This window comes from Chryseobacterium sp. FW101-FHT12H09, assembly GCF_058790395.1.
The window spans coordinates 601,388-627,746 of the sequence record NZ_JBYTCP010000004.1 but is presented as its reverse complement, the minus strand read 5'-3'; the positions used below and the strand labels follow the sequence as shown (position 1 = coordinate 627,746).

Here is a 26,359-nt window from a genome sequence, read left to right as displayed (position 1 = left end):
AATATCTAACTTCTAATTAAAACAATGAAAAAAGCAAAATATCTATTCCCGAAGGATTATATGGCAGACCCCTCTGTACACGTTTTTGAAGGCAAATTGTACATCTACCCGTCACATGACTGGGAAAGTGGAATGGAAGAGAATGATAACGGAGATCATTTTGATATGAATGATTATCATGTTTTTTCTTTAGACGATGTGGAAAATGGTGAAATCAAAGATCATGGTGTTGTGCTTTCCGTGAAAGATATTCCCTGGTCGGGAAGGCAGTTATGGGATTGCGATGTAGCGTATAAAAAAGGAAAGTACTATATGTATTTTCCTTTAAAAGATAAAAACGATATCTTCAGAATAGGTGTTGCAGTAAGTGATAAGCCCTACGGACCATTTGTTCCGGAGAAACATCCGATGATGGGAAGTTATAGCATCGACCCCTGTGTTTTTGAAGAGGATGGAAAACATTATATGTATTTCGGCGGAATCTGGGGTGGACAATTACAACGTTACAGAAATAACAAAGCCCTTGAATCTGCTATTCTTCCCAATGATGATGAACAGGCAATTTCTTCAAAGATTGCTATTTTAAGAGAGGATATGCTGGAATTCGGAGAAGAGCCGAAAGATGTTCTTATTCTTGACGAAAACGGAAATCCTTTACTCCATGGCGACAAGCATCGTTTTTTTGAAGCTTCCTGGATGCATAAATACAATAACAAGTATTATTTTTCTTATTCTACCGGTGATACACATCTAATATGTTATGCAACAGGAAACAATCCCTATGGTCCATTTACTTTTCAGGGAGAAATTCTGACACCTGTTGTTGGATGGACGACCCATCACAGTATTGTAGAATATAACGGGAAATGGTATCTTTTCTTCCATGATTGTGTTCCGAGCGAGGGAAAAACATGGCTTAGAAGCATGAAAGTCATTGAACTCGAATACGACAGTGATGGTAAAATTAAAACCATTGAAGGACTCGATAATTAATCAATATGGATGGGTTTTTAACCCATTTAACAGTTATTTAAATAAAAAAATTAAAGAATCCAATGCGTTATTTCCGATTATACATCATATTGTTTTTAATGATTCCTTTAACGGTTTTGGCCGAGGATGGAAGTCTGCTTTGGCTTCGGTTTCCTGCAAAAAATGGAGTTTCAGCAGATAAAATTATTTCTAAAGGAAACAATCCAACTTTAGAGATTGCCAAAAAAGAATTAATGAATCATTGGCAGGGTCAGGAAATTGAACTTCGCACAGAAAAATCATTAAAAAATTTAAAAGGTGGTTATACGATAAAATCGATTCAGAACAAACTGGTTATTTCTGCCGAAAAAGAAATCGGATTGCTCTATGGGGTCTATCATATTTTACGTTTGCAGCAAACAAAGTCAGCTTTAACAAATCTTAATATTACAGAAAAACCTTCGTATGATGTGAGAATTCTCAATCATTGGGATAATCTGGATGGAACAATTGAGCGTGGTTATGCCGGACATTCTCTTTGGAAATGGGAAGATTTACCGCATTCAGTTTCTCCCAGATACGAAGAATATGCAAGAGCTAACGCTTCGATTGGAATTAATGCAACTGTTCTTAATAATGTGAATGCATCTCCAAATATGCTACGTAAAGATTATCTTGGAAAAGTTAAAGTTCTGGCAGACCTTTTCAGACCTTACGGAATCAAAGTCTATCTTTCAGTCAATTTTTCATCGCCAAAAGTTTTGGGTGGATTACAGAATTCGGATCCTTTGAACAAAGATGTTCAGGAATGGTGGAAAGATAAGGCTTCTGAAATATATAAATTAATTCCAGATTTCGGCGGGTTTTTGGTGAAAGCGAATTCCGAGGGACAACCCGGTCCACAGGATTATGGAAGAACCCATGCTGACGGAGCGAATATGATGGCAGATGTTTTGAAACCCTACGGTGGAATCGTCATGTGGAGGGCTTTTGTGTACAGTCCAAGTAAAGAAGACCGTGCAAGACAGGCTTATCTGGAATTTGTTCCTCTTGATGGAAAATTCAGAGATAATGTTATTATTCAGATCAAAAACGGACCTGTTGATTTTCAACCCCGGGAAGCATTTAATCCACTTTTTGGAGCTTTGAGAAAAACTCCTGAAATGGTTGAATTTCAAATTACTCAGGAATATTTAGGGCAGTCCAACCATCTGGTTTATCTCGCGCCCTTATTCAAGGAAACTTTAGACAGTGATACCTATTCTGACGGAACTGGTTCTACGATTGCTAAAATTACGGATGGCACTTTAAGACCTGCAAAAATTTCGGCGATCTCGGCAGTTTCTAACATTGGGGAAGATAAAAACTGGACGGGACATCATTTTGCACAGTCCAATTGGTATGCATTCGGACGTTTGGCATGGAACCGGGATCTGACCTCTGAACAGATTGCTGATGAATGGATCAAAATGACATTTACGGATAATGATAAATTCGTTAATCCTGTAAAAGAAATGATGCTCACTTCAAGGGAAACAGCAGTGGATTATATGATGCCTCTTGGCTTGCACCATATTTTTGCATCAGGACATCATTATGGCCCTGAACCTTGGGGAGATTATAAAAGTGGAAGACCTGACTGGTCGCCAGTAAATTATCATCAGGCAAATGAGATGGGAATCGGTTTCGACAGAACAAAATCCGGAAGCAATGCAGTTTCTGATTATTTTCCTCCATTAAATGAAATCTATGGAAATATCAAAACCTGCCCAGAAAACTTGATTCTATGGTTTCATCATGTTCCCTGGGAGTATGAGATGAAGGATGGGAAAACTTTGTGGGAAGAATTATCATACAAATATGATACAGGGGTTAAAAATGTACGGGGGTATCAAAAAGTCTGGGATAAAATTCAGCCTTATATTGATGAAGAACGATTTACAGAAGTTCAGTCTAAATTGAAAATTCAGGCAAAAGACGCTGAGTGGTGGAAAGACGCTTGTCTGTTGTATTTTCAGACTTATTCAAAGATGCCGATTCCTTATGACATCGAACGACCGGTTCACGAACTGGAAGATTTGAAGAAGATTAAACTGAATATGGGACATCATAATTAAAAAAAGCAGCTCTTCCGAAAGGTAGAGCTGCTTTTAATATGTATGAATCTATATTTTATTTAAGAGCAATAATTTTACTGAATATATTACCGTTTTTCTCTACTGCGATGATGTAACTTGGAGAGGTTTTGGGATCCAGTTGGAATGTTAAACTGAGTTTGCCATTTTTTGCGAATTTAGTTTCACTATAGTAGATATTATCTGAAAAATCCTGAACAGAAACGTTTACAGAACCTTTCATGTCTTGCATATTGAGTTTTACAATATTGTCGTTGATCGTAAATTCCGGCTTGATGATTTCGGTAACCGGTTTTTTTTCAACCATCAGATTTTTATTTTGGATACTGATTTTATATTTTTCAATTTTATAATCAGATTCTGCAACCAGATAATAAGTTCCGTCGGATAAAGTTTCAAGATTATATGATTTCGAAATGAAATTTTGATCTCCTATTTTCTCAGAATATATTTCTCCCTGGTTATCATTGTATACAAACAGGGAAATATTTTGCGCGTTGCTCACTTCAAAACTAAAGGTTTTAGAATTTACATTTCCGAATGATACAGAAAAGTCTCTGTCTTTACTCATTACATCTGCTGAAGTTAAAATAAACACAACAAATAGACTGATTTTTAATAGATTATTCATAATAAAAGTGTTTTATGTTTGCTGATACTGATACTGCAAATGTATAGTGTTTCTCTGTTGGATTTTAGAATGTAATTTTCATATTTATGTTCTATATTAACCTTAATTGTATATTATTTAAATATTAACAGTTAATTTTGTAAATATTATTTTATAACTTTGATTGAGAATTAAATTATGAAACACCACAGTCCCGCATTTGAAGCTGTCAATCCTAATATAGGAAGCAGTTTTACGAGCCTTAAGTTTCAGAGAAATGAGAATATCAAATCTCACGTTTGGCATTATCATCCTGAGGTTGAATTGATTCTGGTAAAAGGGGGATCCGGCAAAAGGCAGATAGGAAGTAATATCTCATACTTTACTGATGGTGATTTGGTGCTGATTGGCAGTAATTTGCCACATTGTGGTTTAACCAATGAAAATACCAATAACGATTACGAAATGGTGATTCAGTTTAAGCCTGATTTTCTGGGTGAAAAGATTTGGGAAAATCCTGAAATGGCAAAAATTCACGCAATGCTCGAAAAATCAAGAAGTGGAATGGTCTTCGGCGACGATGTCAAAAAAGTAATGAGAAAAAAAATTTCGCAGATGCATCAGTCAGAATCTTTAGAAAAGCTGTTGAAATTTTTTGAAATTCTACACGAGCTTTCTGCCACGGATAATTACAGAATTCTTAATGCAGGAAAATATTACCTGCAAACTCAGGTTGAGGATAATGAAAGGATCAATCATATCTTCAATTATGTGAAAGATCATTTTAAAGAGCAGATAACTTTGAAAGAAATTGCAGATTTGGCGAATATGAAAGTGCCTTCTTTCTGCCGTTATTTCAAGAAAATCACCAACAAAACCTTTACCCAATTTGTAAATGAATACCGGATTACACATTCTCTGAAACTGCTCGCTGAAAAACCATTAAGCATAACAGACGTTTGTTTTGAAAGCGGTTTTAATAATTTCAGCTATTTTAACAAAACTTTTAAGGAATATATAAAGAAAAGTCCTTCTCAATATCGTAAAGAGTTTAATTATGTCATGCAATGATGCTTTTCTTCAAAATAAATTAAACTAAAATTGTTTATTTCATTTGTTAAGTGTATTTTTAACACTTAAAAGATTAAACAACATTTTATGAAATTTTTTATAGACACTGCCAATCTTTCTATGATTGAAGAAGCCCATGCTTTGGGTGTTTTAGACGGCGTTACAACCAATCCTTCTTTAATGGCTAAAGAAGGGATTTCCGGAAAAGAAGATATTCTTAACCATTATCTTAAAATTTGCGATATTGTAGATGGTGATGTAAGTGCCGAAGTTATAGGAATTACTTATGACGAAATGATTAAAGAAGGAGAGGAATTGGCAGCACTGCATCCTCAGATTGTGGTAAAAGTTCCCATCATCAAAGACGGTATCAAAGCCATTAAATATTTTTCCCAAAAAGGAATCCGAACCAATTGTACCTTGATTTTTTCTTCAGGACAGGCTCTTCTGGCTGCAAAAGCCGGAGCAACGTATGTTTCGCCTTTTTTAGGCAGGCTGGATGATGTTTCTACAGATGGCTTAAATTTAATTGAAGAAATCAGAACCATTTATGATAATTACGGTTTTGAAACACAGATACTGGCAGCTTCTGTAAGACACAGTATGCACATTATCAATTGTGCAAAAATAGGTGCTGATGTTGTTACCTGTCCTTTGCCTCCCATTTTGTCATTGCTGAAACATCCTTTAACAGACAGTGGGTTGGATCAGTTTATCAAAGATTCAAAAAAAATGAAATAATTATATGCAGCACGATCTTTTAAAACTCAAAAATATCGCTTCCCAGGTGAGAAGGGATATAGTAAGAATGGTTCATGCTTGTCAATCGGGTCATCCCGGAGGTTCGCTGGGATGTGCAGACTTTTTGGTCGCTCTGTATTTTGATGTGATGAAAAGAAATGAAGGATTTAATATGAGTGGAAAAGGGGAAGATGTATTTTATCTTTCCAATGGCCATATTTCTCCGGTTTTTTATAGTGTTTTGGCACACGCAGGATATTTCGATAAATCAGAATTGGCAACTTTCAGAAAGCTAAATTCAAGATTGCAGGGACATCCTACCACACATGAGCACCTTCCCGGTGTTCGGGTAGCATCAGGCTCTCTAGGGCAAGGCTTGTCGGTAGCAATCGGCCATGCAGTGGGTAAAAAACTAAACAAAGATGAAAATTTAGTATTTACCCTTCACGGCGACGGCGAATTGCAGGAAGGACAAAACTGGGAAGCCATCATGTACGCTTCTCACAATAAGGTAGATAATCTGATTGCAACTGTAGATTATAACGGTCAACAGATTGACGGACCGACTTCAAAAGTACTTTCTTTAGGTAATCTTAAATCCAAATTTGAAGCCTTTGACTGGAATGTGCTGGAAGTAGAAAATGGAAATGATATGGAGGAAATTCTTATTGCTTTAGATGAGGCCAGATCGTTGACAGGAAAAGGCCAGCCGATTTGTATTCTCCTGAAAACAGGAATGGGTTACGGTGTAGATTATATGATGGGAAGTCACGCCTGGCATGGAAAAGCACCTAACGATGAGCAATTGGCAAAAGCATTAGATCAGCTTGAAGAAACTTTGGGGGATTATTAAACAGATATCAAATGAAAAAATATACTTACACAGAAAAAAAAGATACCAGAAGTGGTTTTGGAGCTGGTCTTGCTGAACTAGCAGACAAAAATCCTGAGGTTGTGGCTCTTTGCGCTGACCTTATCGGTTCATTGAAAATGGAAAAATTCATAGAAAAAGCACCAGAGCGTTTTTTCCAGATCGGGATTGCGGAAGCGAATATGATTGGTATTGCCGCAGGTTTGGCAACGGAAGGTAAAATTCCGTTTACAGGAACATTTGCCAACTTTTCTACGGGAAGAGTGTACGACCAGATTCGTCAGTCTGTTGCCTATTCCGATAAGAATGTGAAAATCTGTGCTTCACACGCAGGTCTTACTTTAGGCGAAGACGGTGCAACGCATCAGATTCTGGAAGATATCGGTTTGATGAAAATGCTTCCGGGGATGACTGTTATCAATACTTGCGACTACAATCAGACCAAAGCAGCAACTATTGCTATTGCAGATTATGAGGGTCCGGTTTATCTGCGTTTCGGAAGACCTGTAATTCCTGTTTTTACGGATGAGAATCAAAACTTTGAGATTGGGAAAGCCTGGATGGTGAATGAAGGAAAAGATGTTACCATCGTTGCGACCGGTCATTTGGTTTGGGAAGCAATAAAAGCGGGAGAACTCCTGGAAGAACAGGGAATTGATGCTGAAATTATCAATATCCATACTATAAAGCCTTTGGATGCTGCTGCTATTTTAAATTCAGTAAAAAAAACGCGGTGTGTTGTTACTGCCGAAGAGCATAACAGATTAGGAGGTTTAGGTGACAGTATTGCTCACCTTTTGATCACAGAATATCTTGCCCCTCAGGAATATGTTGCGGTAAATGACAGTTTTGGAGAAAGTGGAACACCTGATCAACTGATGGAAAAATATGGGCTTACAGCCGGTGACATCGTGGAAGCTGCAAAAAAAGCAATGAAAAGGAAAATTCATTAATTTAAAAATACCTGCTTTTCTTTTTTAAATATTTCTGGCAAAAAGCTAGAATTAAATTTTAAGGCTCAATTCATTTAAAAAAAGAAAATTGCAGTCATTGATAATGGAGAAATTAATCAATTATACAATAGAAGCATTCCAATCGGTATTCGAGTCCGAGCCGGAAAGTATTTTTCTGGCTCCGGGACGAATTAATATTATCGGTGAGCACGTAGATTATAGCGATGGTTTCGTACTTCCTGCTGCTATTGACAAATATATCTGCTTTGCTGTAAGAAAAGTTGATAATTCGGAAAATTGCACCTTTTTTGCTAAAGACTTTGACGATTCTTTTAGTTTTAATATCACCCAAAAGCAAAGTCCGGTTTCACAGATGTGGGTTAATTATTTATTGGGTGTATTTAATGTTATTCAGGAAAGCGGAAAAAAGATCGGAGGTTTACAAATTGCCTTTAGCAGTACCATTCCAATGGGTTCCGGTTTATCGTCGTCAGCAGCTCTAGAATGCGGATTTGCTTTTATTCTCAACGAACTTTTTGATTTAAATTTAACAAAGAAAGATTTAGCTCTCATTGGTCAGAAATCCGAACACACCTTTGTCGGTGTGAAGTGTGGAATTATGGATCAGTTCGCATCCGTTTTTGGAAAAGAACATCAAGTGATAATGTTGGATTGCAATTCCCTGGAGCATCAGTATTTCGAAGCCAATATAGAAGGTTATAGTCTGGTGCTTTTCGACAGTTGTGTAAAACATACACATCTTACTTCCGGCTACAATGACAGGAGAAAGGATGTTGATAAAGCTAAAAAGATATTATGGAAGAAGTTTCCTGAAGTTGAGAAATTCAGAGACTTCAGTTTTTCAATGCTGGATGAAGTGAGAGCAGAAATAGGAGAGACCTCCTACAAAAGAAGTCTTTATCTTTTAAAGGAAATCAAAAGAGTTGAAAAAGCTGCCAAAGCTTTGTCAGAAGGTAACATAAAATATCTGGGTACACTTCTTAGTGAAACGCATTCCGGACTTTCCACTGAATTTGAAGTGAGTTGCAAAGAACTTGATTTTATGGTAGAGGAGACTTTAAAGGAAGAAGGTGTCTTAGGCGCAAGAATAATGGGCGGCGGTTTTGGAGGATGCAGTATCAATCTCATTAAAAGTGAGAATGTAGATGATGTGATTGAAAAAATAACCCAAAAATACAAGGTAGATTTTGGTATCGAAATGAAAGTGTACCGCGTGAAAATATCGGATGGAATCAATGAATACGAAAGAAATGAATTTATCATTTAATCAGAAAAAACATCCTCATAGAAGATACAACCCTCTTTTGGATGAATGGATCCTGGTGTCTCCACAAAGAGCAAGCCGCCCCTGGCAAGGACAAACCGAAAAAGTTTTCGAAGAAAAACTTCCTATTCACGACCCAAATTGCTACCTGTGTTCAGGAAATCTGCGTGTTAATGGTGAAAGAAATTCTGATTATAAAGGCGTCTATGTTTTTGATAACGATTTTGGTTCATTGATGAAAGATGATGTTGAATTTACTGAAGAACAATCTGATCTTTTTTTATTAAAGCCAGAACGAGGGATTAACAGGGTCATTTGTTTTTCTGAAAATCACAGTCTTACTTTACCGCAAATGGAAGTAAACGATATAAAAAAAGTGGTTGATGTATGGCAACAGCAATATGAGGAATTGGGAGCTGAAGATTATATTAATAATGTTCAGATTTTTGAGAACAAAGGCAATGTAATGGGATGTAGCAATCCCCATCCACATGGGCAGATATGGGCACAGTCTTCAATTCCTTCTTCAGTTTTGAAGACGATGGAAAATTTTAAAAAGTATTTTAATAAAAATAAAAAATCACTTTTAGAAGTCTATCTCAAAAAAGAATTAGAGCTTAAAGAAAGAATCGTTCTGGAAAACAAACATTTTGTAGCATTAGTTCCATTTTGGGCGATCTGGCCATACGAAACGATGATCATCAGCAAACAAAAAATTGAAAATATCCTGCAGTTTTCTGAACCTGAAAAGCATGCTCTGGCAGAGATTATTAGCCTTATGACGACCAAATATGATAATCTTTTTGAAATTTCTTTCCCGTATTCAGCAGGAATTCACCAGTCACCAACTGATGGAAAACCACATCCGGAATGGCATTTCCACATGCATTTTTATCCGCCCTTGCTGCGAAGCCGTGAAGTGAAAAAATTTATGGTTGGTTACGAAATGCTGGCAGAATCACAACGAGATATCACACCAGAACAGAGTGCTGAAATATTACAAAATCTTTCCATTGTGCATTACAAAAATCTATAATTAAAAGTGTTTAACTTTGCACTGTAAATTTAATTGAATTATAATCAAGAAGTCCAATTTGATTTTCTTGTAAAGAATATTATTATGACAGATATTAAACTGATTGTCACAGATATGGATGGCACGTTTCTCAATTCAGATTACAAAGTAAGTCCTAACTTTCCTACCATCTTCGAAGAACTAAAAAAAAGAAATATATTGTTTGTCCCTGCGAGCGGCAGACAAATGCCCGGTATTACCCAATATTTTGAAGACATTAAAAATGATATCGGCTTTATTGCAGAAAACGGAGGATATGTAGTTTATAAAAATAAAGAACTTTTCGCTGATAAATTAGATTATAAATTTATTGTTGATATTGTAACGGCTATACGTCAAATTCCTGGTGCCAGAGCAGTTTTGTCTGCAAAAAAGAAAGCCTACTATGAAAGTGATGATCAGCAATTTATTGATTATTTTACAAAATATTATACTGAAAATCAAAAAGTAAATAACTTGACAGAAGAGGTAGATGATGACGCATTCAAGATCGCAGTTTATCATCCTGGGGGTTCCGAAAAAAATCTTTATCCTTTCCTGAAAAAATTCGAAGAGGACAATCTGGAAGTCGTTATATCCGGAAAATATTGGTTGGATATAATGAATAAAGACATCAACAAAGGCAATGCATTAGAAAAATTACAGAATCTTCTTAATATTTTGCCCTCCCAGACAATGTCTTTCGGAGACTATATGAATGATATTACTATGCTGGAAAAATCAAAATATTCTTACGCAATGGAAAACGCTCATCCTTCTGTAAAGAATGCTGCCCGTTTTTCTACACTTTCAAACGACGATTTTGGTGTGTTAGAAACAATTAGTGAGTATTTGAAAATTTAGTTCACACCTGAAGGTCAGAGGGACTTTCAGTTTTAAAAATGTAGCATTAATAGTATATAAATTTCGTCTCTAGAATAATTGCAATTCCATGACTTATGTCCTTTATGTTCACCTGGTAATTTGACTGTATCTCAGATTAAAACTCTTTACCTCGTTTTATTGCAGAGCCTTCTCATAGCAATTGAAAACTCTTTTACGGAAACGAACAATCCCGACAAGCTCGTATTTTTTCTTTGTATATTATTAACAACTATTGCAATCACATACAGCAGTTAAAATCTTTCATACTGATTTGATTAGAGAAGCTCGGCATACATATGCCGAGCTTCTTTGTTGAGATAAAATCTCAGTTTGAAAATGTTTTTTTCATGGTTTTTAGAATCATACCAAATATAATTAAATATTTTCACTATTGAGTGTTATATTTAATTAAAATTGCATATAATTCATTATTTATTAATTAAATGTAACATATTGTTAAAATTAGCGGTTGCCATAGGAGTGTCTTTAACTAATGTTTACAGACATTAGCCTGTCACCTGGTTACTTTTTTCAATGAGGTACAATCTGTATTAAAAGACGAGGCCACCGACAGTATTTATTACAATATTGTAAGTACTCCAACATGAGAATCAGATGTCTCTGAAAGAAGCCTGCCTTGAAGATCTTCGCCTTCATAATGAAGACCTGAAAGAGTTTATAGAAGTTTTTATGGTAAGAATGATGTTTATTTTATACAATTCGATTTATGATTCGGTGAAGAACCGGGAGTAACAAAAATCCATTAAAATAACTATTTGACATCTATAATTCAAATTTATGAAAAAAGGAAAAAATTTTAAAATTCATCCAAAAGATTTTTTTCCTGTAAGTAATGGAACATTATGTAATGTTCCTGGATAATACTTTGGTCGAGATGTAAACAACTGTCAGGTTTAATTTCATCATAGTTAACATTTTGATTTAGTAGAACAATTATTCAATGTTATTTAGAAGGGTGAGAAGAGGTACTAAGTGTTCGACAGAGGACTCTCTCTCCCCGCTAAGAGGGTCTTCTACAAGAAGATCCTTTTTTTTAAGCTATCCAATGATTAATTCGATACCCGACCTCAAGAAATTCTTTGTTCCATTTGTAGAAGGTTGATTCCTGAATGCCATGCTTACGGCAGAGCTCTACTACAGAAGTTTCTGCACGAAGAGCTTCCATTACAATGAGAATCTTTAGCTTGGCTGTGACGATTCTTCTGGTTTTTCTCCTGATCTCTTTAATGTAAGTTTCAGGAGTTGGTTTTTTCCTGGTGTTCATAATATCAAATTTAAAAATTAATCTCTTATGAAACACTCCTTAAGTGAGGGCCTAAATCAGTACACTTTTGCTGACGATTTACATTTTGAGAGCTTTAAATATCTAATAATATACATTTCAAATTTCTTTTGCTCCTTTTGTGGTTAAATAAAAATTAATTTAAACAAACTCTTTATTAAAGTTAATATTGATCTTTGCTTAATGAAAATACTTTTTTTAATCAACTGATTTTTTGTGTTAAAATGAAAGTGAACAGCAATTTTTAAATAACTGTTCATCTATAAATTCATTAAAATTTACATTTCCTATTTGAAGAATTTCAATACAACGCCGAATTCCTGAGATGGTACATACCTTTGATAATTGCAAAACGTAAATTGAACTATTCCTTTAACGGCACCGTTTTTATCTTTCAAACTTAATTTTTCTTTGAAGTCTACATTGTTTTCAATATAATTGACTGATATTCCCAGTTGTCTCTCAAATTTTATCAATGAATTGGGTGAAGTTATTTGGCTTCCCAGTTTATAGAATCTTTCAGAAAAAAGGTTTAATGATATTCCGAGTGAGTTTTCTAAACTATTATTTAAGGTGTAGGCATTCTGTTCAGGATATAATTGAGGCTTCATTAATATTTGCATTTGCTCCAAGGATTTTCTTTTGGTAATGAATACCGAGTTTGCTTGATCTGTGGATGTCTGACTTTTAAAATGTCCGCAAAACAGGGTGAAAATTGTAATTCCTAAAATTATTAATCTGCTCATTTTTTGTTTTTAATTATTAGACTTTATTATTTTTTAGATATGATAGCAGCACAAATAGACTGGAAATATCATAGCAAGACTAACAATAAATGCTTTAAATGGACATTTTTGATCCTAAATAAGACAATTGACAACGGGAAAGGTGTAAAATTTAGTAAAAATAACAGAATAAATTATATCACAATAATATGATATTTATAAATAAATGAAAAATGATTAATAAAAAATTAATATTAAATCTAATTAATGTGAAAATTACAGCTACTAAAAAGTTTTAAATTCGAACCATCTTAAATTCAAGATAAATAAAACTATATACACATGAAAAACCTCTACATGAGTGCATTTACTTTATGCATAGGCTTAGGTCTCTCAGCACAAAATATAGTCTGGGAAAAGAATATTAAATCCAGTAGTCAGGATTTTCTAAGCCAAGTAACTACCACAATAGATGGTCAGTATTTGATTACTGGAAGTACTATTCAGGCCAATACTTCGACAGGCTCAGCGACCGCAAAACAAAATAACGGCTACGATTTTCATTTAGTAAAACTGAACCAGCAAGGTCAAGAAGTTTGGGGAAAGTTTTTCGTAGGAAGCAATCATGACTATTTGTCTGCAACAGTAGCTACACAAGATGGTGGCTTTTTGGTTTCAGGAACCTCATTTTCATCGGAAAGTGTTGATAAGAAAGAAGATTCGAAGGGTGGATCGGATATCTGGCTAATCAGAATCAATGAATTTGGTGATGAATTGTGGCAGAAAACATTGGGAACAAGTGCTGATGAAGAAGCCAGATCGGTTATTCAAACTACGGATTTAGGATTTTTTGTTGCAGGAAATGTACAAAACTCATCTAAAGATTATGGTTCAAAAGATGTTTTAATTATAAAACTTGACAAAAACGGAAAAGAACTCTCTCAACTCATTTTAGGTGGGAAAGGTTTAGACGAAACTGAAAAGATAATACCAACTAGAGATGGAGGAGCTTTGTTGGGGATTTATTCACGAAGTGATATTGGAGGATCAAAGAAAACAGAAAATTTCGGTGAAGGTGATTATTGGATCATTAAAATTAATAAAGATGGGAAAGTAGAATGGGAAAAGAATTATGGAGGCAAAGGAGATGACCATTTAAGAACATTAGCTTTAACTTCAAACGGCTTTTTAATTGGAGGAGAATCAAGAAGTGAAAAATCTGGAAATAAAACAGTAGGAACCACTGAAGGAACAGATCTATGGCTAATTTCACTTGATGATAGAGGCCAGGAACAATGGCAAAAATCTTATAGCTTTAAAAATAGGGATATTTTAATGGGAATGAGTACTATTTATTCTGCTGATGATAAAACTTCTAAAGGAATATTGTTGGGTGGATATACTCAAGCTGAAGGGAGAATAGAAGCAGAGGATGAGACTTTTTGGATGCTATATCTGAATCCAGATGGTAATGAGCAGTGGAGAAAATATGTAAAAGGAGAATCAAAAAGGAAAGAAGAAAGATTATCTGATATTAAGCTCAACAGAGATGGATCCATCATTTTAGCAGGAACCAGCGCAGAAGAATTAGGAAAAGAGAACTGGAAGATTATAAAGCTTGGAGATAAAGAAGTTGATCAGTTAATAGAAAAACAAGATATCAAAATTTATCCGAATCCAGTGTCAGATTATGCTTATGTAGAAATTGGGTTTGATTTTAAAGATGCTGATATTACATTGTATGATATGGGTGGAAGACAATTACAGAATGTAAAAACGAAAAACAAAATCACCAAGCTTAATACCCAATCACTTGTAAAGGGCGCTTACCTAGTTTCTGTAAAAACAAATGAGGGTAAAACGACATCCGCTAAACTCATTAAACAATAAATATGATGAAAAAGATATATAAAGATTTTTTTGTCCTGCCTTTCTTTTTATTATTGGGATTAAGTAAAGGATATGCACAGAGTGGTATGGCATTAGAAAAATCCATTGCCTCGTTATCCAGTTATATAGATGCACCTGTAAATGAAGCTACGGGACTTCCTAGTATTAGTATTCCTATTTTAAATGTTCCTATGCCGGATCATAGTGTAGATTATCCTATCAGTTTACGATATAATGTCAGAAATTCTGAAAATACATTCGGTATTAGTGATGTAGGCCAAGGATGGTCATTATTTGGAACAAGTCTTATTTACAGGGAAGAGCGAGGAAATGTAGGAGAATGTGATAGAGTGAATTATCCTTCTATTTCTCAAGAAGATACTTATTATTATAATGTGCTTGACTTATCTGGAAAACTTGCCATCAAAAAGACGGCCGGTGTTTATAAAGTGGTCAATCTAACGCCTACTAACAACATTAAAATAGAAGTTAATAATTCTAATACGAACCCGGGATTATTTACTCCTATCGACTTTACCATTATAACTGATAATGGTTATAAGTATAACTTTACTAAAATTGATACTTACCAATTTAGATGTTACGCATATGATTATCCAATCACTAGTGGAATAACATCTTCCTATTATCTTACAAAAATTGTGAGCCCATCCAATGTTGAAATCGCAAACCTTGATTATCAGTTACAAAGTAAGACTTTTCCGAATCAAGAAATCAAAAAATATTGCAAGATAAAATCAATAAAGACTTCAAAAGGAGAAGTTAACTTTGACTTTGTTTATGATGATGGTTTAGTAAATACCGTAAATGACCCTTTGCGATTAAATAAAATAAGTCTTAAAAATCCTGCAGGAGAAGTCTTATATTCTTTTTTAATTAACACATATATTTCATCTTTTCCTTCCAATGAACAGATGAAAAGAAAACGTATATTAAGTTTTATAAGAAAAAATGATAAAATTGATCTGAAAATAGAACAAACAGTTTTTGATTATGAAAATAGTGCACAGTCTGGGCAGCAAGAGGGCATTTTAAAGAAGATAACATTACCTGCCGGAGGAATTGTGGAGTATAATTATGAAGATCATGTTTATCCTAATCATATTTTTCCAGTTGCAAACCTGGCGAAAAGAATTAAAAACATCAACTATTACAAAAATAGTATTGATACTACTCCTGAAAGAACGATAAATTATGATTATAATTTCTTTGGCACGACATCTTCATCAGGATATAAATATTTTGGTGAACTGGATGAGTATTCTGACCAGAAAAATGTTGCTTATATTCTTTATAAAAATGTTAAGATATGGGAAGCAGGTAAAGGATATACACAAAAAACATTTATTACTCCTAATGATTATCCGAAATACTTGACTTCACAATTATATGTCAATTATTACTATTTCTGGCCTAATTATAATATTACAAGATGGGGGTTACCGTCCAAAGAAGAAATATATAATGAAGAGAGTGCATTACTTTCTCAAAAAGAATATAATTATTTCTTCGATCAATATCAGGACAGCCAGTATGATTTCAAAATTACACCGGAATATTCTGTGCAGATTTCAGAACATATTTCCAGTAAGATCGCTTACATTCTAAAAACAAACCAAACAGAGAAGGTGTTTGATCCTTTTAATAAAAGTATAACTAAAGAATCGGAGGTTAGTATCAATGCTGTGAATCTTAAGCCTAGTTATTTAAAATCGGTTGTTAATGGAAATATAAAAGAAAAATTCATTACATATCCTATTAATTTACCTGGTTATTCTCATTTGGAAAATGCAAATATGAAAGGAGTTCCAATAATTACCGAAGAAAAGGAAAATGGAAAACTACTCTCAAGATCAAAAGTACTATTTAATAATGGTTCTTTGTTACCCACTTCTATTCTTACTACCAATATCGCAGATGAGAGCACGAAAGAAAGTGTAAATATGAATCTGTATGACAACAAGGACAACCTTCTACAGTTTTCAAATGTTTCAGGAGTACCAACTGCCATGGTATATGGATATAATCAATCTTCTTTAATCGCTAAAATTGAAGGAGCAACTTATACTCAGGTCCAGAGTTTGGCACAAGCCATCATTGCTGCTTCAGACGTGGATAATGGTGCAGGAACTCAGGTATCAGAAGATGCATTGCTATCAGCATTAAATACTTTCAGAAATAATCCTTCATTATCAGGATATCAGATTACCACTTATACATATGACCCGTTAGTTGGAGTTAGAAGCACAACACTTCCATCCGGAGTGAAACAATATTATATTTATGACAATGCGGGCAGACTCCAATTTATTAAAGATAAAAACGGATATATCCTTGAGGATTATCAATACAGATATAAAAACTATAAAGATTAAACTATGAAAAAAACATATTCTATTATACTGATATTGGTGGGTCTTTTGCATTACGCACAGACGGTTCCGCCAATATTTAATGGACAAAATTCAGATCTTTCGGGAGTTAATGAAAATTATATCTATGTTCGTAACTATCTGGAGCCAACAACTATAAGTAATCCCCAAGCGAAGCAGATTCAGAGTATCCTTTTTTTTGACGGATTAGGGAAACCAAATCAAAATGTAATGATTCATGCTTCTCCGGCTGGTAATGATCTGGTTACTCATATTCCTTATGATAACTTCGGAAGACAAGTTGAAGATTGGCTTCCTGTGCCAATGAGCAGTCAAAATGGTAATATCCAGGTTCCACCTTCCACTTCAGGATATTATAAGACCTCTTCTGGCAGTGTGGATGCACTGATATATGGCAAAAAGAATTTAGAAAATTCTCCTTTAGATCGTTTGCGGTCTTATGCGGGTCCAGGAAGTGACTGGTCTGGTAAGCAGTCTATTTATAATTATTATATTAATAATAACGTAGAAGTCTACAAATTTACTACAACCTCAACTTTGAATAACGGAGTCATTTCCTCTGTTTTGAATTCTCAACTCATAAATTATCCTGAAGGAGCTTTATATAAAACCGTCATTAACGATGAAGATGGACATGAGGTTACAGAATTTAAAAATGAGCAAGGACAAACCTTATTGACACGTAAAAAGGAAGGTTCTTCTTACCTTAGTACTTATTATGTTTATAACGAATATAATCAATTAGCTTTTGTTATACCTCCCTTAGCAACCCAGAAGATTGTAGCAAATAATGGTGTTACCCCTGATATTCTGGCAGGCTTAATTTATCAATACCGATATGATGGCTGGAATCGTTTGGTAGAAAGTAAACCTCCAGGAATAGACTGGAAATATATGGTGTACGATCAGATGGATAGATTAGTCATGTCGCAGGATATTAGTCTACGTTCTCAAGGAAAATGGCTCTTTACAAAATATGACGCTTTTGGTCGTATTGCTTATACGGGGCTTCTGAACAGCTCAGGTGACAGGCTGGCTCAACAGGCTGCAATCAATACAAATCCTGGTGAAACGAGGATTAGCAGTGGCTTTACTGATTTAGAAGGTTCCACGATTTATTACACTAATGGGAATACTTATCCGCAAAATAATATGACGGTTTTAAGTGTTAACTATTATGATACGTATCCTCCGGGAAGTCCTTCAAACAGTTCAGGAGTGATTACCCAATCCAATCTTTTGGCTTCTTTTGTAAAAAATATAGAGAATAATAGCTGGACAAAAAACTATATATATTATGATGAGAAAGGAAGAACAATAGCAGAACATTCGATCAACCATTTGAGTGGTTATACCAAAAGAGAATCTACGCTTACCTTTTCCGGAGTGCCATTGAATATTTTGACGCATCATAAAAAAGACGCCAATAGTCCGGAAGTAACAATCAATGAATCCTTTACTTATGACCATCAAGATAGATTAATAAAACATATTCATCAGATAAATGGTGGAGCAGAAGAAACTCTCGCTGAATATATTTACAATGAGTTGGGACAGCTTCAGAATAAAAATGTAGGTAATGGTATACAGTCACTGTCTTACCGATACAATACACGTGGGGCTTTAACTCACGTTAATGACCCTAACAGCTTAAATAATAAGCTTTTCGGATTTGAACTTAAATACACGAATCCACAAAGCAATAATGCACTCTATAACGGAAATATCGCAGAGATCGACTGGGCAACCCAAAGTGATGGGGTATTGAGAAGATACGACTATAGCTACGATGGAGTCAACCGACTTTCGGGTGGACTTTATATGGAACCTAATGCCACAAATCCAAATGTTTATTACTTTAACGAAAGTGCTGAATATGATGGCAATGGGAATATATTGCTTCTATCGCGGTTTAAAAAGTCGCAAAACAGTACTTTTGCTGAGTATGCTGATGGATTAAGCTATACCTATGATAATAACAGCAACAGACTTGTAAGAGTAAAAGATACCACTAATAATGGAGCAGGCTATCCCATTGGAGGAAATACAATTACGTATGATGACAGTGGGAATATGAAAAATCATTTAGATAAAGGAATAAATACAATAACTTATAATTTCCTAAATCTTCCTGATAATATAAGTGTAAATCCGGGAACAAAAAAACAAGGGATTACTCAATATATTTATAGAGCAGACGGTACTAAAGTTGCTAAAACATATACAGGTATTTCAAACTCAATTACCACCACAGATTATATTGATGGATTTCAATATTCTTCTTATTCAGGTTTATTAACTCCAGTTATTCCATCAGGGCTTCAATTTGTGCCAACAAGTGAAGGATATTATGATTTTATAAAAAATAAGTATATTTACAATTATTCAGATCATCTTGGAAATGTAAGGGTAAGTTACCTTAAAGGAACCAATGGAGCAACAGAGATCATTGAAGAAAACAACTATTATCCTTTTGGATTAAAGCATGAGGGATATAATAATATAGGATTAGGTAATCCTAATTATAAATACGGCTATCTGGAGAATGAATTGCAGGAAACAGGAATGTATGATATGAATGCCCGTTCTTATATGCCTGATCTGGGAAGATTCGTACAGCATGATCCTTTAAGTTCTCTCTCATTAGATGCTTATGGATATGCTTTTAATAATCCTATAGCTATTAAAGATCCGACAGGGCTGTTTGGAGAAAGCGCAAACTGTCCTCCGGATTGTTCAATTTCTCCTAATTCTCCGGGCGGTGCTAATAATCCATACCCTATCCAAGAGGTAGTAGTAGGTAATAATCCTGGCGGAGGTTATCTTCCTTTTGGCTTTTATTATTCTCCTTGGGGTGGATATGGCTATGGCGATTATAGCGGAGGATCCAACAGCATTGGACCTGTATATAACATTACAAATGCACCAAATGAAGATTCGTTTGCATGGTTGCGTACAAGGAATATGGGTAATTTGCAAGATGGGAATGGAGGGAAAGTTGAAGATAAAGATTTTTTTACAAATTTGGCAAATGGCCGATATTTTAGTGCCAGTCATTTGGGAGTTAGTGAAGCTACATCTCGTTTTGGTAATTATGCTTTAAGTAGAGCGTTGAATCCTAATTATGTCAACTTTACTGTTTTGAATGATCTAGCGAGACCATATGTGGGAACAACTGTTGCAGGAATAAGAATGAGCTCTACGACTGCAGCTAATTTAAGCAAATATACTAGATATGGGGGGTATGGTTTAGCAGCGGTTGCTGTAGTTGCTACTGAGCTCCAATATGCAGATGGACAAATTGGAGATACTGAAAGATGGGCAAATCATATAATGACAGGTGTTGGTCTTATTCCCTCACCTTGGACTATAGGAGCAGCTTTAGTATATGGTGCAGTAACTGGAGGATATCAAGCAGCAACAGGTAGAAGTATTTTTAATGATATGGGACTCGGTCCTAAAAAGTAAACAGTATTATGATAAAAACTATAGATTATCTTATCTTTCATCTTAATTCTTTATATAAAAGGATGGATAGATTTAAAGATAAGGATAAGGGTATTGAGAAATTTTGGTTAGTCGCTGTTATTTCAATTTTTATTAATTTAAATTTTTCAAGTATTGATAATATTTTTTTTAATAATTATTTTCATCTACTTAATAAGTACATTTTTTTATTAATTATTCCAATTGTAATGTCTTTTGCTTACTATTTTTTTGTCAAAGATGAACGGTTTTTAGAATATAAGTTTAAAGAGAGTTATAAAGGATATTTAGCATTATTTATATTATTTGTGATAATGATAATATTAATGATTATGGTAAAGCCAATAAAACATTAATGGAGTAATATTACAAGCATATTAATTTCGTTTATTATCAATATTAGCAAAGAAAATTGATTTATAATATAATTTAAAAACAGGCAGTCTATTTTAGACTGCCTTGTTGGTGAGAGCATAATGCTCGTCTGGAAAAGATTAACCAAGTCTATAAATAAATCCGAGAAACTAATGTCTTCTCGGATTTTATGTATAGAATTTAAAGACTAAATGGAATCTGAAAGTATTTTTTTGTAGAACTTACTTATTGAATCATTATTTGTGATCTAAGTGTGCTTGGAAAAGGTTTAATCTGGAAGATATATCCAAAGCATCACAGAAAGCGGGGAAGCAGAATAGGTACATTTTATACTGGAAATAATTTATGAATTGTCAATGCCTGTGTAAAGGCTATTTTCGTAAATTAGGTGCATTAATCCTAACCCAATAACATGACTGTGCCAGGAGAGAAATCGTCTTTAGTTTTTTGGATGAACTGATCAAAAGGCAATCAAACAATGAAAGCCAGTAAAAGTAAACGACTTTCGAGTTTTGATGTGCGGTATACGTTTGATGGAAAACTATACAGACAAGTTTTAATGAATGAATGAGATGAATAAAGAACAATTTCAAGAAAAATCACAAAATATTTTTACGAGAATGGCTGAACTGGCATTCGAATTTGTAAATAGAAATAGTGTGGATATTGATGGTATATACATTTTTGTTTCATTGGAAAATGGTTATTTCTTTAATGTTTATTATAAGGTAAATGGACACTACACAGAAATAAATAATATTAATAACTATGCTGAAGAGCAATTTGACCTTTCAATGAATCGTATATTTGATATGCTTGACCTCGGAACTGAAGATGCAGAGGAACTGAAAGACGTTTTCGAAAAGTATGATGAGGAAGTCCCTAAGTTTGCTAAACTATATTATCATCCTAAAACTGAAAGCTTTAATGCAAAATTGGGGTATGATGCGTTATTTACTGGTGATGCTGAAAAAACGGCTGGAAGCGTTTTTGATGATTGGCTCAATGAATTGAGGGAAAGATAAATACCAGTCTGTGAATTTTGATGTAAGCTTTTTTAAATTAGGAAAGGCTCTATTGTATGAGTAAAATAGCCAAAGTAACTGACAAGAGTTATAAAAAGAAAGCTATAATTCCTTATAATATCGATATTTCTGACGGACGATTGATAGCAGTCAGGGTGTCTTTATTAGCTTCCTGTAAGAGTAAAATAATACTAAATATAATATACTATTAAAGGTGCTCACTACCGGTTGGAATGCATAATAAGATAGCACCTCAAGCTAGCCAGAAGATGAACGGAAATCTGGCAATATTTTCTAAATCTAAGGAGTGGGCTATTATTGGATCCCGAGATTGGGAAATAGCTGTAGTTGGATTCACTTCTTTAGTGATGAAAGAAAATTTTTAGAATCATTTGGAACAAGCTCTGATATGTTTACAACGTAAAAGAGCAAGTAGAAATTTTGGATGAAATGCTACATTTCAATGATGTTGCAAAAACTGAATATACAAAAATAGTTACTAATTATTCTGAGAGAATTTAATTTTGATTAACTGTAGTCTAAAATTTTGACCCAAGTCGTGAAGTGGTGTAATTTTCACTTCATTAGTTAAGATATTAATATACAAACAATCAATAATTAACAAATAAGCCACCTACAGGGTAGCTTATTTAGCTACAGGTAATGTGACAAGAAGGAGTAAGAGAAAGATGTGTTACGAGAGAGTATTAGCGCGATGAAATTAGAAGCCATGTACATTGGACAAGTGGAGGATCCAGAGTGTTGAGGTAAATGGTCAGAAGTTAGTGAGATTAATAATGTCGTATGGACGAACGGAATAAAAGAAAAAGGTGTAACGTTTTAGCTACACCTTTATATTGTTTATTTACTCTTTGAAGATATAAAATAATTCAATTTATTACTCCTCATTTTTTGGCTTAAAGCTTCTACCTGCTCCTTGTCTTAGGAATGTAATTTTCCCTTGTGTTTGCTTAGCTTTTTCAAGAACTTCCAAAGCTCTTGTTCGTTCGTTCATTTTTCCTGCATGTGTTATGCTGTGCTGACTTTCACTTTTTTTCATATATCAATATAGTGAAAATAATTGACAAAAACAAATATTAAATATTCCGGCTTACAGGCAGCGGTTGATTGCTGATTTTCAGAATTAATTTATTGTGTTAAATCTCTTGTTAGTTGAAATAACTAAGGTTTAACAAGCATTGCGTAGCTGATTGGATAATTTTCTTTTTCCACACTGAGAAGAATGCCTCTTCGTTTACTACTGAACTGCGAATAATGAAGAGAAATTGTATCACCGACTTCAACAGGGTATGTGATATTTGCATACGTGACGTCAAATCTCTCCGGACCGAAAAAAAAGATCATTTCCTCTCCAGGAGGCTCCTTTCGGGTGATTTTACCTGTTAATACAGTTTTTTGATTATTTAATGAGACTTCATGTTTATTAATACTGTAAAAAGCAGAAATATTATAGGCAAGGACGACAGCAAGGAAAATGAGAAAATACACTAATCCCCAAAAATAAATTAAGACTAACAGCGGCAGTAACAGAACATTTATCTGGTAATGATTTTTTATCGTCTTTTCAATTACTAGTTTGTCTTTTTCCGTTAAAGGCAGAAGAACAGTGGTGTATAAATTATTTGCGTTTTCGTAAAGCTGATCATGCATAATGTAATTGCCAGTTTAGTTTATTAAAATTAATTATTTTTCGATCACCCATCTTTTTTTATTCTGATTTTAAACAAAAAAGCTGATGCGGGACTTGGTGGGTTAAATTGGATCTATATAAAAATAATAATTGAAAAAATATCTACCAAATATCCAAAGTTTGATTTATTCATAGTAGAAAACTATAAAGCAAATTAATAAAGCCCCGTTGTAGGGCTTTAAATCTAGAACTCTTCTTTCAAAGTTTTTTAGCTAAAAAAAGATGCGAAAATCACTAAAAACAAGCAAACACATTTAAAATTTTATACTACAATTACATTTATTATGTGTACATAATCATGCATTAATAATGTAATATTAGAATATAATGATGTTAAATATCAATATTATGTGAAATAAATTACTTGTGTAATTAAATTTAATTATATATTAGTCTCAAACTAAAAACCAAAAAACATCACAAAATGAGCACTGAAAATTTCAGTACCCTTGAACTGCTACGCAAACAGTTCAGGTACCCCTTCCCTACATTAAAAAACCCCAACGCCGAACAGTTACAGGAACTTACAGAAAATCAATGGATTGATGGGGAGTATCTGTGGCTTTATCAGCAGAACCCTGATCTTCGGAAAAAGTACAAAAAAACGAAAACGGCACATATTGCTGCTCAATGGTTTCCTACCGCATCTCCAGACCGGTTTAAACCCATATGCCGGCTAATGCTATGGACGCTGTACAATGATGATCTTTACGAAGAAAGCGAGCCCGATGACATAGGACATGTGCATGCCCAATCGATTGCGATACTGAACGGTGAGATAACCGCCGAAGATTCAGGAATACCTTTAGGTCCTATGCTGGCATCATTAAGAGAGGAACTTTTACAGTTTATTCCACAGGAATCAGTTTTCCGTTTCACAAAAATGATCAGCAGGTATTTTAATGGATTAGAAGCTGAGTTAAGGTATAAGAAAAACAAAACCTATCCCACGGTAACGGAATGTATTGCTCTGCGTGAAAATTCAATCTGCCTCTATCCCTTTCTCCAGCTTACAGAAATAGAAACGGGTGTTGTTCTGCCCCCAGAAATACATGAGCATCCGGTGATCATTCGTTTACAGACATTGGCATGTCACCTGGTTACTTTTTTCAATGAAGTACAATCTGTATTAAAAGACGAGGCCACCGACAGTATTTATTACAATATTGTAAAAGTACTCCAACATGAGAATCAGATGTCTCTGAAAGAAGCCTGTCTCGAGGATCTTCGCCTTCATAATGAAGACCTGAAAGAGTTTATAGCACTTCAGTCCTCCCTTCCTGATTTTGGAATATGGCAAGACGCTGTTGTCAACTGGGTGCATTACATGAGTATGGTTCTGAGTGGATGGAAAAACATCTCTACGAAGCTGGATCGTTATAACGGAATGGAATTTCCAGATGCAGCTGAACTCAAAGAAAAACTGAACCAGATGCGATAAGCCGACAAGAATAAACCAGTACCATTCTATGATATTACAAAAATTAAAACTTAAACAAAATGAAACCCGAAGAATATAATTCAAAAGATTACCTGCCTCTTGGCCATTATCCCTGGCCTGATCTTATCAATCCTCATGCAGAACAAATGGGGAAAGATATGGATGGATGGATTGATAATGACTATACTTTTCTGACAGAAAAACAGCGGAAAATATACAAAAAAATGAAGCTCCATATGTGTACTGCACGTATGTGGCCTGATTTAACCTATGAGCAGAGTATTCCCTGTAATAGGTTCATGCTCCAGTATGTCGCTCTTGATGATCAGGTGGAGCATTCTTCCCTAGAGGAAATCCAACAGTTACGGATTCGTTGTGTAGATATTCTTAAGGGAGCGCAACCAAGGCAGGAAGAAAATGCACTCTATCAACATATGGCTTTGATAAGGGATGAATTCCGTGCATTGATGCCTGATATGTGGGTTGAGCGTTTTATTTACTATTTCTATCAATCCTTCAGATACGGAATCGAATTGGAATATCCTTACAAAATAGCGCAGCGTCCACCGTCTCTCACTCTTTTCAAAACCATTCGTGAGTATTCTGTTCTTATGCGTCCATATCTGATTTTTGGTGAAATTGAATCGGGACTTGTACTGCCAGAACATATTTTTGAGCATATTGTCTTTCAAAAGATGATATCTCATATGACCCTAGTTGTCGCTTGGCAAAACGACATTCATTCCCTACCAAAAGAAATGGCGAAGGGAACGGAAGTTTTTAACCTGGTTTTTGTACTGCAACAAGAATATAATTTTTCACTGGAGGATGCCTGTGCAGAGGCATTTCGTATTCATAATGAAGAATTGGCAGCTGCACTCGCCTTACATGCTGAGTATCGTGAGTTTGGTGAATATCAGGAGTATGTAGATAAATTTGTTTATTATGCAGGAGTTGGTCTGCAGGGTGTAAATTCTTTTTATTTGGAGACAGAAAGATACCAGCATGGAGGAGTAGGCTTTGCCTGGCCTGAAATTAATAAATAATATAAACTTAAATACTTAATTTACACTATAACCTCTTTTTCCCTTAGTGTCTGAAAGGACAATAGGGGTGATCAAACAGTATCCAAAGCTTAGAGATGTATATCTAAGTTTTGGATTTTATTGGTAAGAATGATGTTTATTTTATACAATTCGATTTAACAAAAATCCATTAAAATAACTATTTGACATCTATAATTCAAATTTATGAAAAAAGGAAAAAATTTTAAAATTCATCCAAAAGATTTTTTTCCTGTAAGTAATGGAACATTATGTAATGTTCCTGGATAATACTTTGGTCGAGATGTAAACAACGGTCAGGTTTAATTTCATCATAGTTAAATAATTCAAGAGCAATTTTAGTTTATA

23 protein-coding genes are annotated in these 26,359 nt (G+C 34.5%); 18 read left to right on the top strand and 5 right to left on the bottom strand.

Translation table 11 applies throughout. From position 1 onward, the window contains the following. Positions 1–24 precede the first annotated feature (24 nt). Both AC3WRL_RS18365 and AC3WRL_RS18360 read left to right on the top strand, forming a co-directional pair. The gene (locus tag AC3WRL_RS18365; RefSeq protein ID WP_214825947.1) at positions 25–993 is read left to right on the top strand and encodes a glycoside hydrolase family 43 protein; all 969 of its coding nucleotides are present in this window, start codon (positions 25–27) and stop codon (positions 991–993) included. A gap of 62 nt (positions 994–1,055) precedes the next feature. Then, positions 1,056–3,089, top strand: a complete 2,034-nt coding sequence (locus AC3WRL_RS18360) for an alpha-glucuronidase (RefSeq protein ID WP_492330940.1) — start codon at positions 1,056–1,058, stop codon at positions 3,087–3,089. 55 nt (positions 3,090–3,144) lie between these two features. Here AC3WRL_RS18360 and AC3WRL_RS18355 read toward each other — a convergent pair whose 3' ends face one another. Next, entirely contained in the window at positions 3,145–3,738 is a 594-nt protein-coding gene (locus tag AC3WRL_RS18355; protein WP_214825943.1) for a hypothetical protein, read from the bottom strand. Positions 3,739–3,915: 177 nt separating this feature from the next. Between AC3WRL_RS18355 and AC3WRL_RS18350 the strand changes: the two genes are divergently transcribed. The 8 genes from AC3WRL_RS18350 to AC3WRL_RS18315 all read left to right on the top strand — a co-directional run bounded on the left by AC3WRL_RS18350 (position 3,916) and on the right by AC3WRL_RS18315 (position 11,330). Next, entirely contained in the window at positions 3,916–4,788 is an 873-nt protein-coding gene (locus tag AC3WRL_RS18350) for an AraC family transcriptional regulator (protein WP_492330939.1), read from the top strand. Positions 4,789–4,875: 87 nt separating this feature from the next. Beyond that, entirely contained in the window at positions 4,876–5,529 is a 654-nt protein-coding gene (gene fsa / locus AC3WRL_RS18345) for a fructose-6-phosphate aldolase (RefSeq protein WP_214825940.1), read from the top strand. A 4-nt stretch (positions 5,530–5,533) separates the two neighbouring features. Beyond that, the gene (locus AC3WRL_RS18340; RefSeq protein ID WP_214825938.1) at positions 5,534–6,382 is read left to right on the top strand and encodes a transketolase; all 849 of its coding nucleotides are present in this window, start codon (positions 5,534–5,536) and stop codon (positions 6,380–6,382) included. 11 nt (positions 6,383–6,393) lie between these two features. Continuing rightward, positions 6,394–7,353 carry a transketolase family protein gene (locus tag AC3WRL_RS18335; RefSeq protein ID WP_214825937.1) on the top strand — a complete coding sequence of 320 codons (960 nt, stop codon included), beginning with the start codon at positions 6,394–6,396 and terminating at the stop codon, positions 7,351–7,353. A 103-nt stretch (positions 7,354–7,456) separates the two neighbouring features. Then, a complete protein-coding gene (galK, locus tag AC3WRL_RS18330) occupies positions 7,457–8,641 on the top strand; it encodes a galactokinase (protein ID WP_261511857.1) in 1,185 nt (394 codons plus the stop codon). Further along, positions 8,610–9,674: a UDP-glucose--hexose-1-phosphate uridylyltransferase gene (locus AC3WRL_RS18325; protein WP_492330938.1), complete on the top strand. Its 1,065-nt coding sequence runs from the start codon at positions 8,610–8,612 to the stop codon at positions 9,672–9,674. Before galK ends, AC3WRL_RS18325 begins: the two co-directional genes overlap by 32 nt. Before the next feature lie 84 nt (positions 9,675–9,758). Next, positions 9,759–10,556 (top strand): HAD family hydrolase, encoded by a 798-nt coding sequence (locus tag AC3WRL_RS18320; protein ID WP_261511858.1) that lies wholly within the window; start codon positions 9,759–9,761, stop codon positions 10,554–10,556. A 636-nt stretch (positions 10,557–11,192) separates the two neighbouring features. Further along, positions 11,193–11,330 (top strand): hypothetical protein, encoded by a 138-nt coding sequence (locus AC3WRL_RS18315; RefSeq protein ID WP_261511859.1) that lies wholly within the window; start codon positions 11,193–11,195, stop codon positions 11,328–11,330. Between the two features lie 301 nt (positions 11,331–11,631). Here AC3WRL_RS18315 and AC3WRL_RS18310 read toward each other — a convergent pair whose 3' ends face one another. Both AC3WRL_RS18310 and AC3WRL_RS18305 read right to left on the bottom strand, forming a co-directional pair. Then, the gene (locus AC3WRL_RS18310; RefSeq protein WP_492330937.1) at positions 11,632–11,862 is read right to left on the bottom strand and encodes a transposase; all 231 of its coding nucleotides are present in this window, start codon (positions 11,860–11,862) and stop codon (positions 11,632–11,634) included. 305 nt (positions 11,863–12,167) lie between these two features. Next, positions 12,168–12,626 (bottom strand): hypothetical protein, encoded by a 459-nt coding sequence (locus AC3WRL_RS18305; protein WP_492330936.1) that lies wholly within the window; start codon positions 12,624–12,626, stop codon positions 12,168–12,170. A 321-nt stretch (positions 12,627–12,947) separates the two neighbouring features. Between AC3WRL_RS18305 and AC3WRL_RS18300 the strand changes: the two genes are divergently transcribed. The 6 genes from AC3WRL_RS18300 to AC3WRL_RS18275 all read left to right on the top strand — a co-directional run bounded on the left by AC3WRL_RS18300 (position 12,948) and on the right by AC3WRL_RS18275 (position 22,181). Further along, positions 12,948–14,495: a T9SS type A sorting domain-containing protein gene (locus AC3WRL_RS18300; RefSeq protein ID WP_492330935.1), complete on the top strand. Its 1,548-nt coding sequence runs from the start codon at positions 12,948–12,950 to the stop codon at positions 14,493–14,495. Between the two features lie 5 nt (positions 14,496–14,500). Next, positions 14,501–16,891 carry a hypothetical protein gene (locus tag AC3WRL_RS18295; RefSeq protein ID WP_492330934.1) on the top strand — a complete coding sequence of 797 codons (2,391 nt, stop codon included), beginning with the start codon at positions 14,501–14,503 and terminating at the stop codon, positions 16,889–16,891. 3 nt (positions 16,892–16,894) lie between these two features. Beyond that, entirely contained in the window at positions 16,895–20,377 is a 3,483-nt protein-coding gene (locus AC3WRL_RS18290; RefSeq protein WP_492330933.1) for a DUF6443 domain-containing protein, read from the top strand. Positions 20,378–20,385: 8 nt separating this feature from the next. Then, positions 20,386–20,751 (top strand): hypothetical protein, encoded by a 366-nt coding sequence (locus AC3WRL_RS18285; RefSeq protein ID WP_492330932.1) that lies wholly within the window; start codon positions 20,386–20,388, stop codon positions 20,749–20,751. A gap of 591 nt (positions 20,752–21,342) precedes the next feature. Continuing rightward, a complete protein-coding gene (locus AC3WRL_RS18280; RefSeq protein ID WP_492330931.1) occupies positions 21,343–21,795 on the top strand; it encodes a hypothetical protein in 453 nt (150 codons plus the stop codon). Between the two features lie 233 nt (positions 21,796–22,028). Beyond that, entirely contained in the window at positions 22,029–22,181 is a 153-nt protein-coding gene (locus AC3WRL_RS18275) for a hypothetical protein (RefSeq protein ID WP_492330930.1), read from the top strand. Positions 22,182–22,693: 512 nt separating this feature from the next. Here the strand turns inward: AC3WRL_RS18275 and AC3WRL_RS18270 are convergent. Then, the gene (locus AC3WRL_RS18270) at positions 22,694–22,855 is read right to left on the bottom strand and encodes a hypothetical protein (protein WP_214825933.1); all 162 of its coding nucleotides are present in this window, start codon (positions 22,853–22,855) and stop codon (positions 22,694–22,696) included. 122 nt (positions 22,856–22,977) lie between these two features. Next, entirely contained in the window at positions 22,978–23,466 is a 489-nt protein-coding gene (locus tag AC3WRL_RS18265) for a hypothetical protein (protein WP_214825932.1), read from the bottom strand. Between the two features lie 464 nt (positions 23,467–23,930). Between AC3WRL_RS18265 and AC3WRL_RS18260 the strand changes: the two genes are divergently transcribed. Beyond that, positions 23,931–24,947: a terpene synthase family protein gene (locus AC3WRL_RS18260; RefSeq protein WP_214825930.1), complete on the top strand. Its 1,017-nt coding sequence runs from the start codon at positions 23,931–23,933 to the stop codon at positions 24,945–24,947. A gap of 59 nt (positions 24,948–25,006) precedes the next feature. Next, a complete protein-coding gene (locus AC3WRL_RS18255) occupies positions 25,007–25,993 on the top strand; it encodes a terpene synthase family protein (RefSeq protein WP_214825928.1) in 987 nt (328 codons plus the stop codon). Positions 25,994–26,359: the final 366 nt, after the last annotated feature.

Excerpts from the sequence above, each read along its gene's own strand:
- AC3WRL_RS18365 (WP_214825947.1), top strand. The coding sequence starts at position 25 with ATGAAAAAAGCAAAATATCTATTCCCGAAGGATTATATGGCAGACCCC.
- AC3WRL_RS18360 (WP_492330940.1), top strand. The coding sequence starts at position 1,056 with ATGCGTTATTTCCGATTATACATCATATTGTTTTTAATGATTCCTTTA.
- AC3WRL_RS18355 (WP_214825943.1), bottom strand. The coding sequence starts at position 3,738 with ATGAATAATCTATTAAAAATCAGTCTATTTGTTGTGTTTATTTTAACT.
- AC3WRL_RS18350 (WP_492330939.1), top strand. The coding sequence starts at position 3,916 with ATGAAACACCACAGTCCCGCATTTGAAGCTGTCAATCCTAATATAGGA.
- fsa (WP_214825940.1), top strand. The coding sequence starts at position 4,876 with ATGAAATTTTTTATAGACACTGCCAATCTTTCTATGATTGAAGAAGCC.
- AC3WRL_RS18340 (WP_214825938.1), top strand. The coding sequence starts at position 5,534 with ATGCAGCACGATCTTTTAAAACTCAAAAATATCGCTTCCCAGGTGAGA.
- AC3WRL_RS18335 (WP_214825937.1), top strand. The coding sequence starts at position 6,394 with ATGAAAAAATATACTTACACAGAAAAAAAAGATACCAGAAGTGGTTTT.
- galK (WP_261511857.1), top strand. The coding sequence starts at position 7,457 with ATGGAGAAATTAATCAATTATACAATAGAAGCATTCCAATCGGTATTC.
- AC3WRL_RS18325 (WP_492330938.1), top strand. The coding sequence starts at position 8,610 with ATGAATACGAAAGAAATGAATTTATCATTTAATCAGAAAAAACATCCT.
- AC3WRL_RS18320 (WP_261511858.1), top strand. The coding sequence starts at position 9,759 with ATGACAGATATTAAACTGATTGTCACAGATATGGATGGCACGTTTCTC.
- AC3WRL_RS18315 (WP_261511859.1), top strand. The coding sequence starts at position 11,193 with ATGTCTCTGAAAGAAGCCTGCCTTGAAGATCTTCGCCTTCATAATGAA.
- AC3WRL_RS18310 (WP_492330937.1), bottom strand. The coding sequence starts at position 11,862 with ATGAACACCAGGAAAAAACCAACTCCTGAAACTTACATTAAAGAGATC.
- AC3WRL_RS18305 (WP_492330936.1), bottom strand. The coding sequence starts at position 12,626 with ATGAGCAGATTAATAATTTTAGGAATTACAATTTTCACCCTGTTTTGC.
- AC3WRL_RS18300 (WP_492330935.1), top strand. The coding sequence starts at position 12,948 with ATGAAAAACCTCTACATGAGTGCATTTACTTTATGCATAGGCTTAGGT.
- AC3WRL_RS18295 (WP_492330934.1), top strand. The coding sequence starts at position 14,501 with ATGAAAAAGATATATAAAGATTTTTTTGTCCTGCCTTTCTTTTTATTA.
- AC3WRL_RS18290 (WP_492330933.1), top strand. The coding sequence starts at position 16,895 with ATGAAAAAAACATATTCTATTATACTGATATTGGTGGGTCTTTTGCAT.
- AC3WRL_RS18285 (WP_492330932.1), top strand. The coding sequence starts at position 20,386 with ATGATAAAAACTATAGATTATCTTATCTTTCATCTTAATTCTTTATAT.
- AC3WRL_RS18280 (WP_492330931.1), top strand. The coding sequence starts at position 21,343 with ATGAATAAAGAACAATTTCAAGAAAAATCACAAAATATTTTTACGAGA.
- AC3WRL_RS18275 (WP_492330930.1), top strand. The coding sequence starts at position 22,029 with ATGCATAATAAGATAGCACCTCAAGCTAGCCAGAAGATGAACGGAAAT.
- AC3WRL_RS18270 (WP_214825933.1), bottom strand. The coding sequence starts at position 22,855 with ATGAAAAAAAGTGAAAGTCAGCACAGCATAACACATGCAGGAAAAATG.
- AC3WRL_RS18265 (WP_214825932.1), bottom strand. The coding sequence starts at position 23,466 with ATGCATGATCAGCTTTACGAAAACGCAAATAATTTATACACCACTGTT.
- AC3WRL_RS18260 (WP_214825930.1), top strand. The coding sequence starts at position 23,931 with ATGAGCACTGAAAATTTCAGTACCCTTGAACTGCTACGCAAACAGTTC.
- AC3WRL_RS18255 (WP_214825928.1), top strand. The coding sequence starts at position 25,007 with ATGAAACCCGAAGAATATAATTCAAAAGATTACCTGCCTCTTGGCCAT.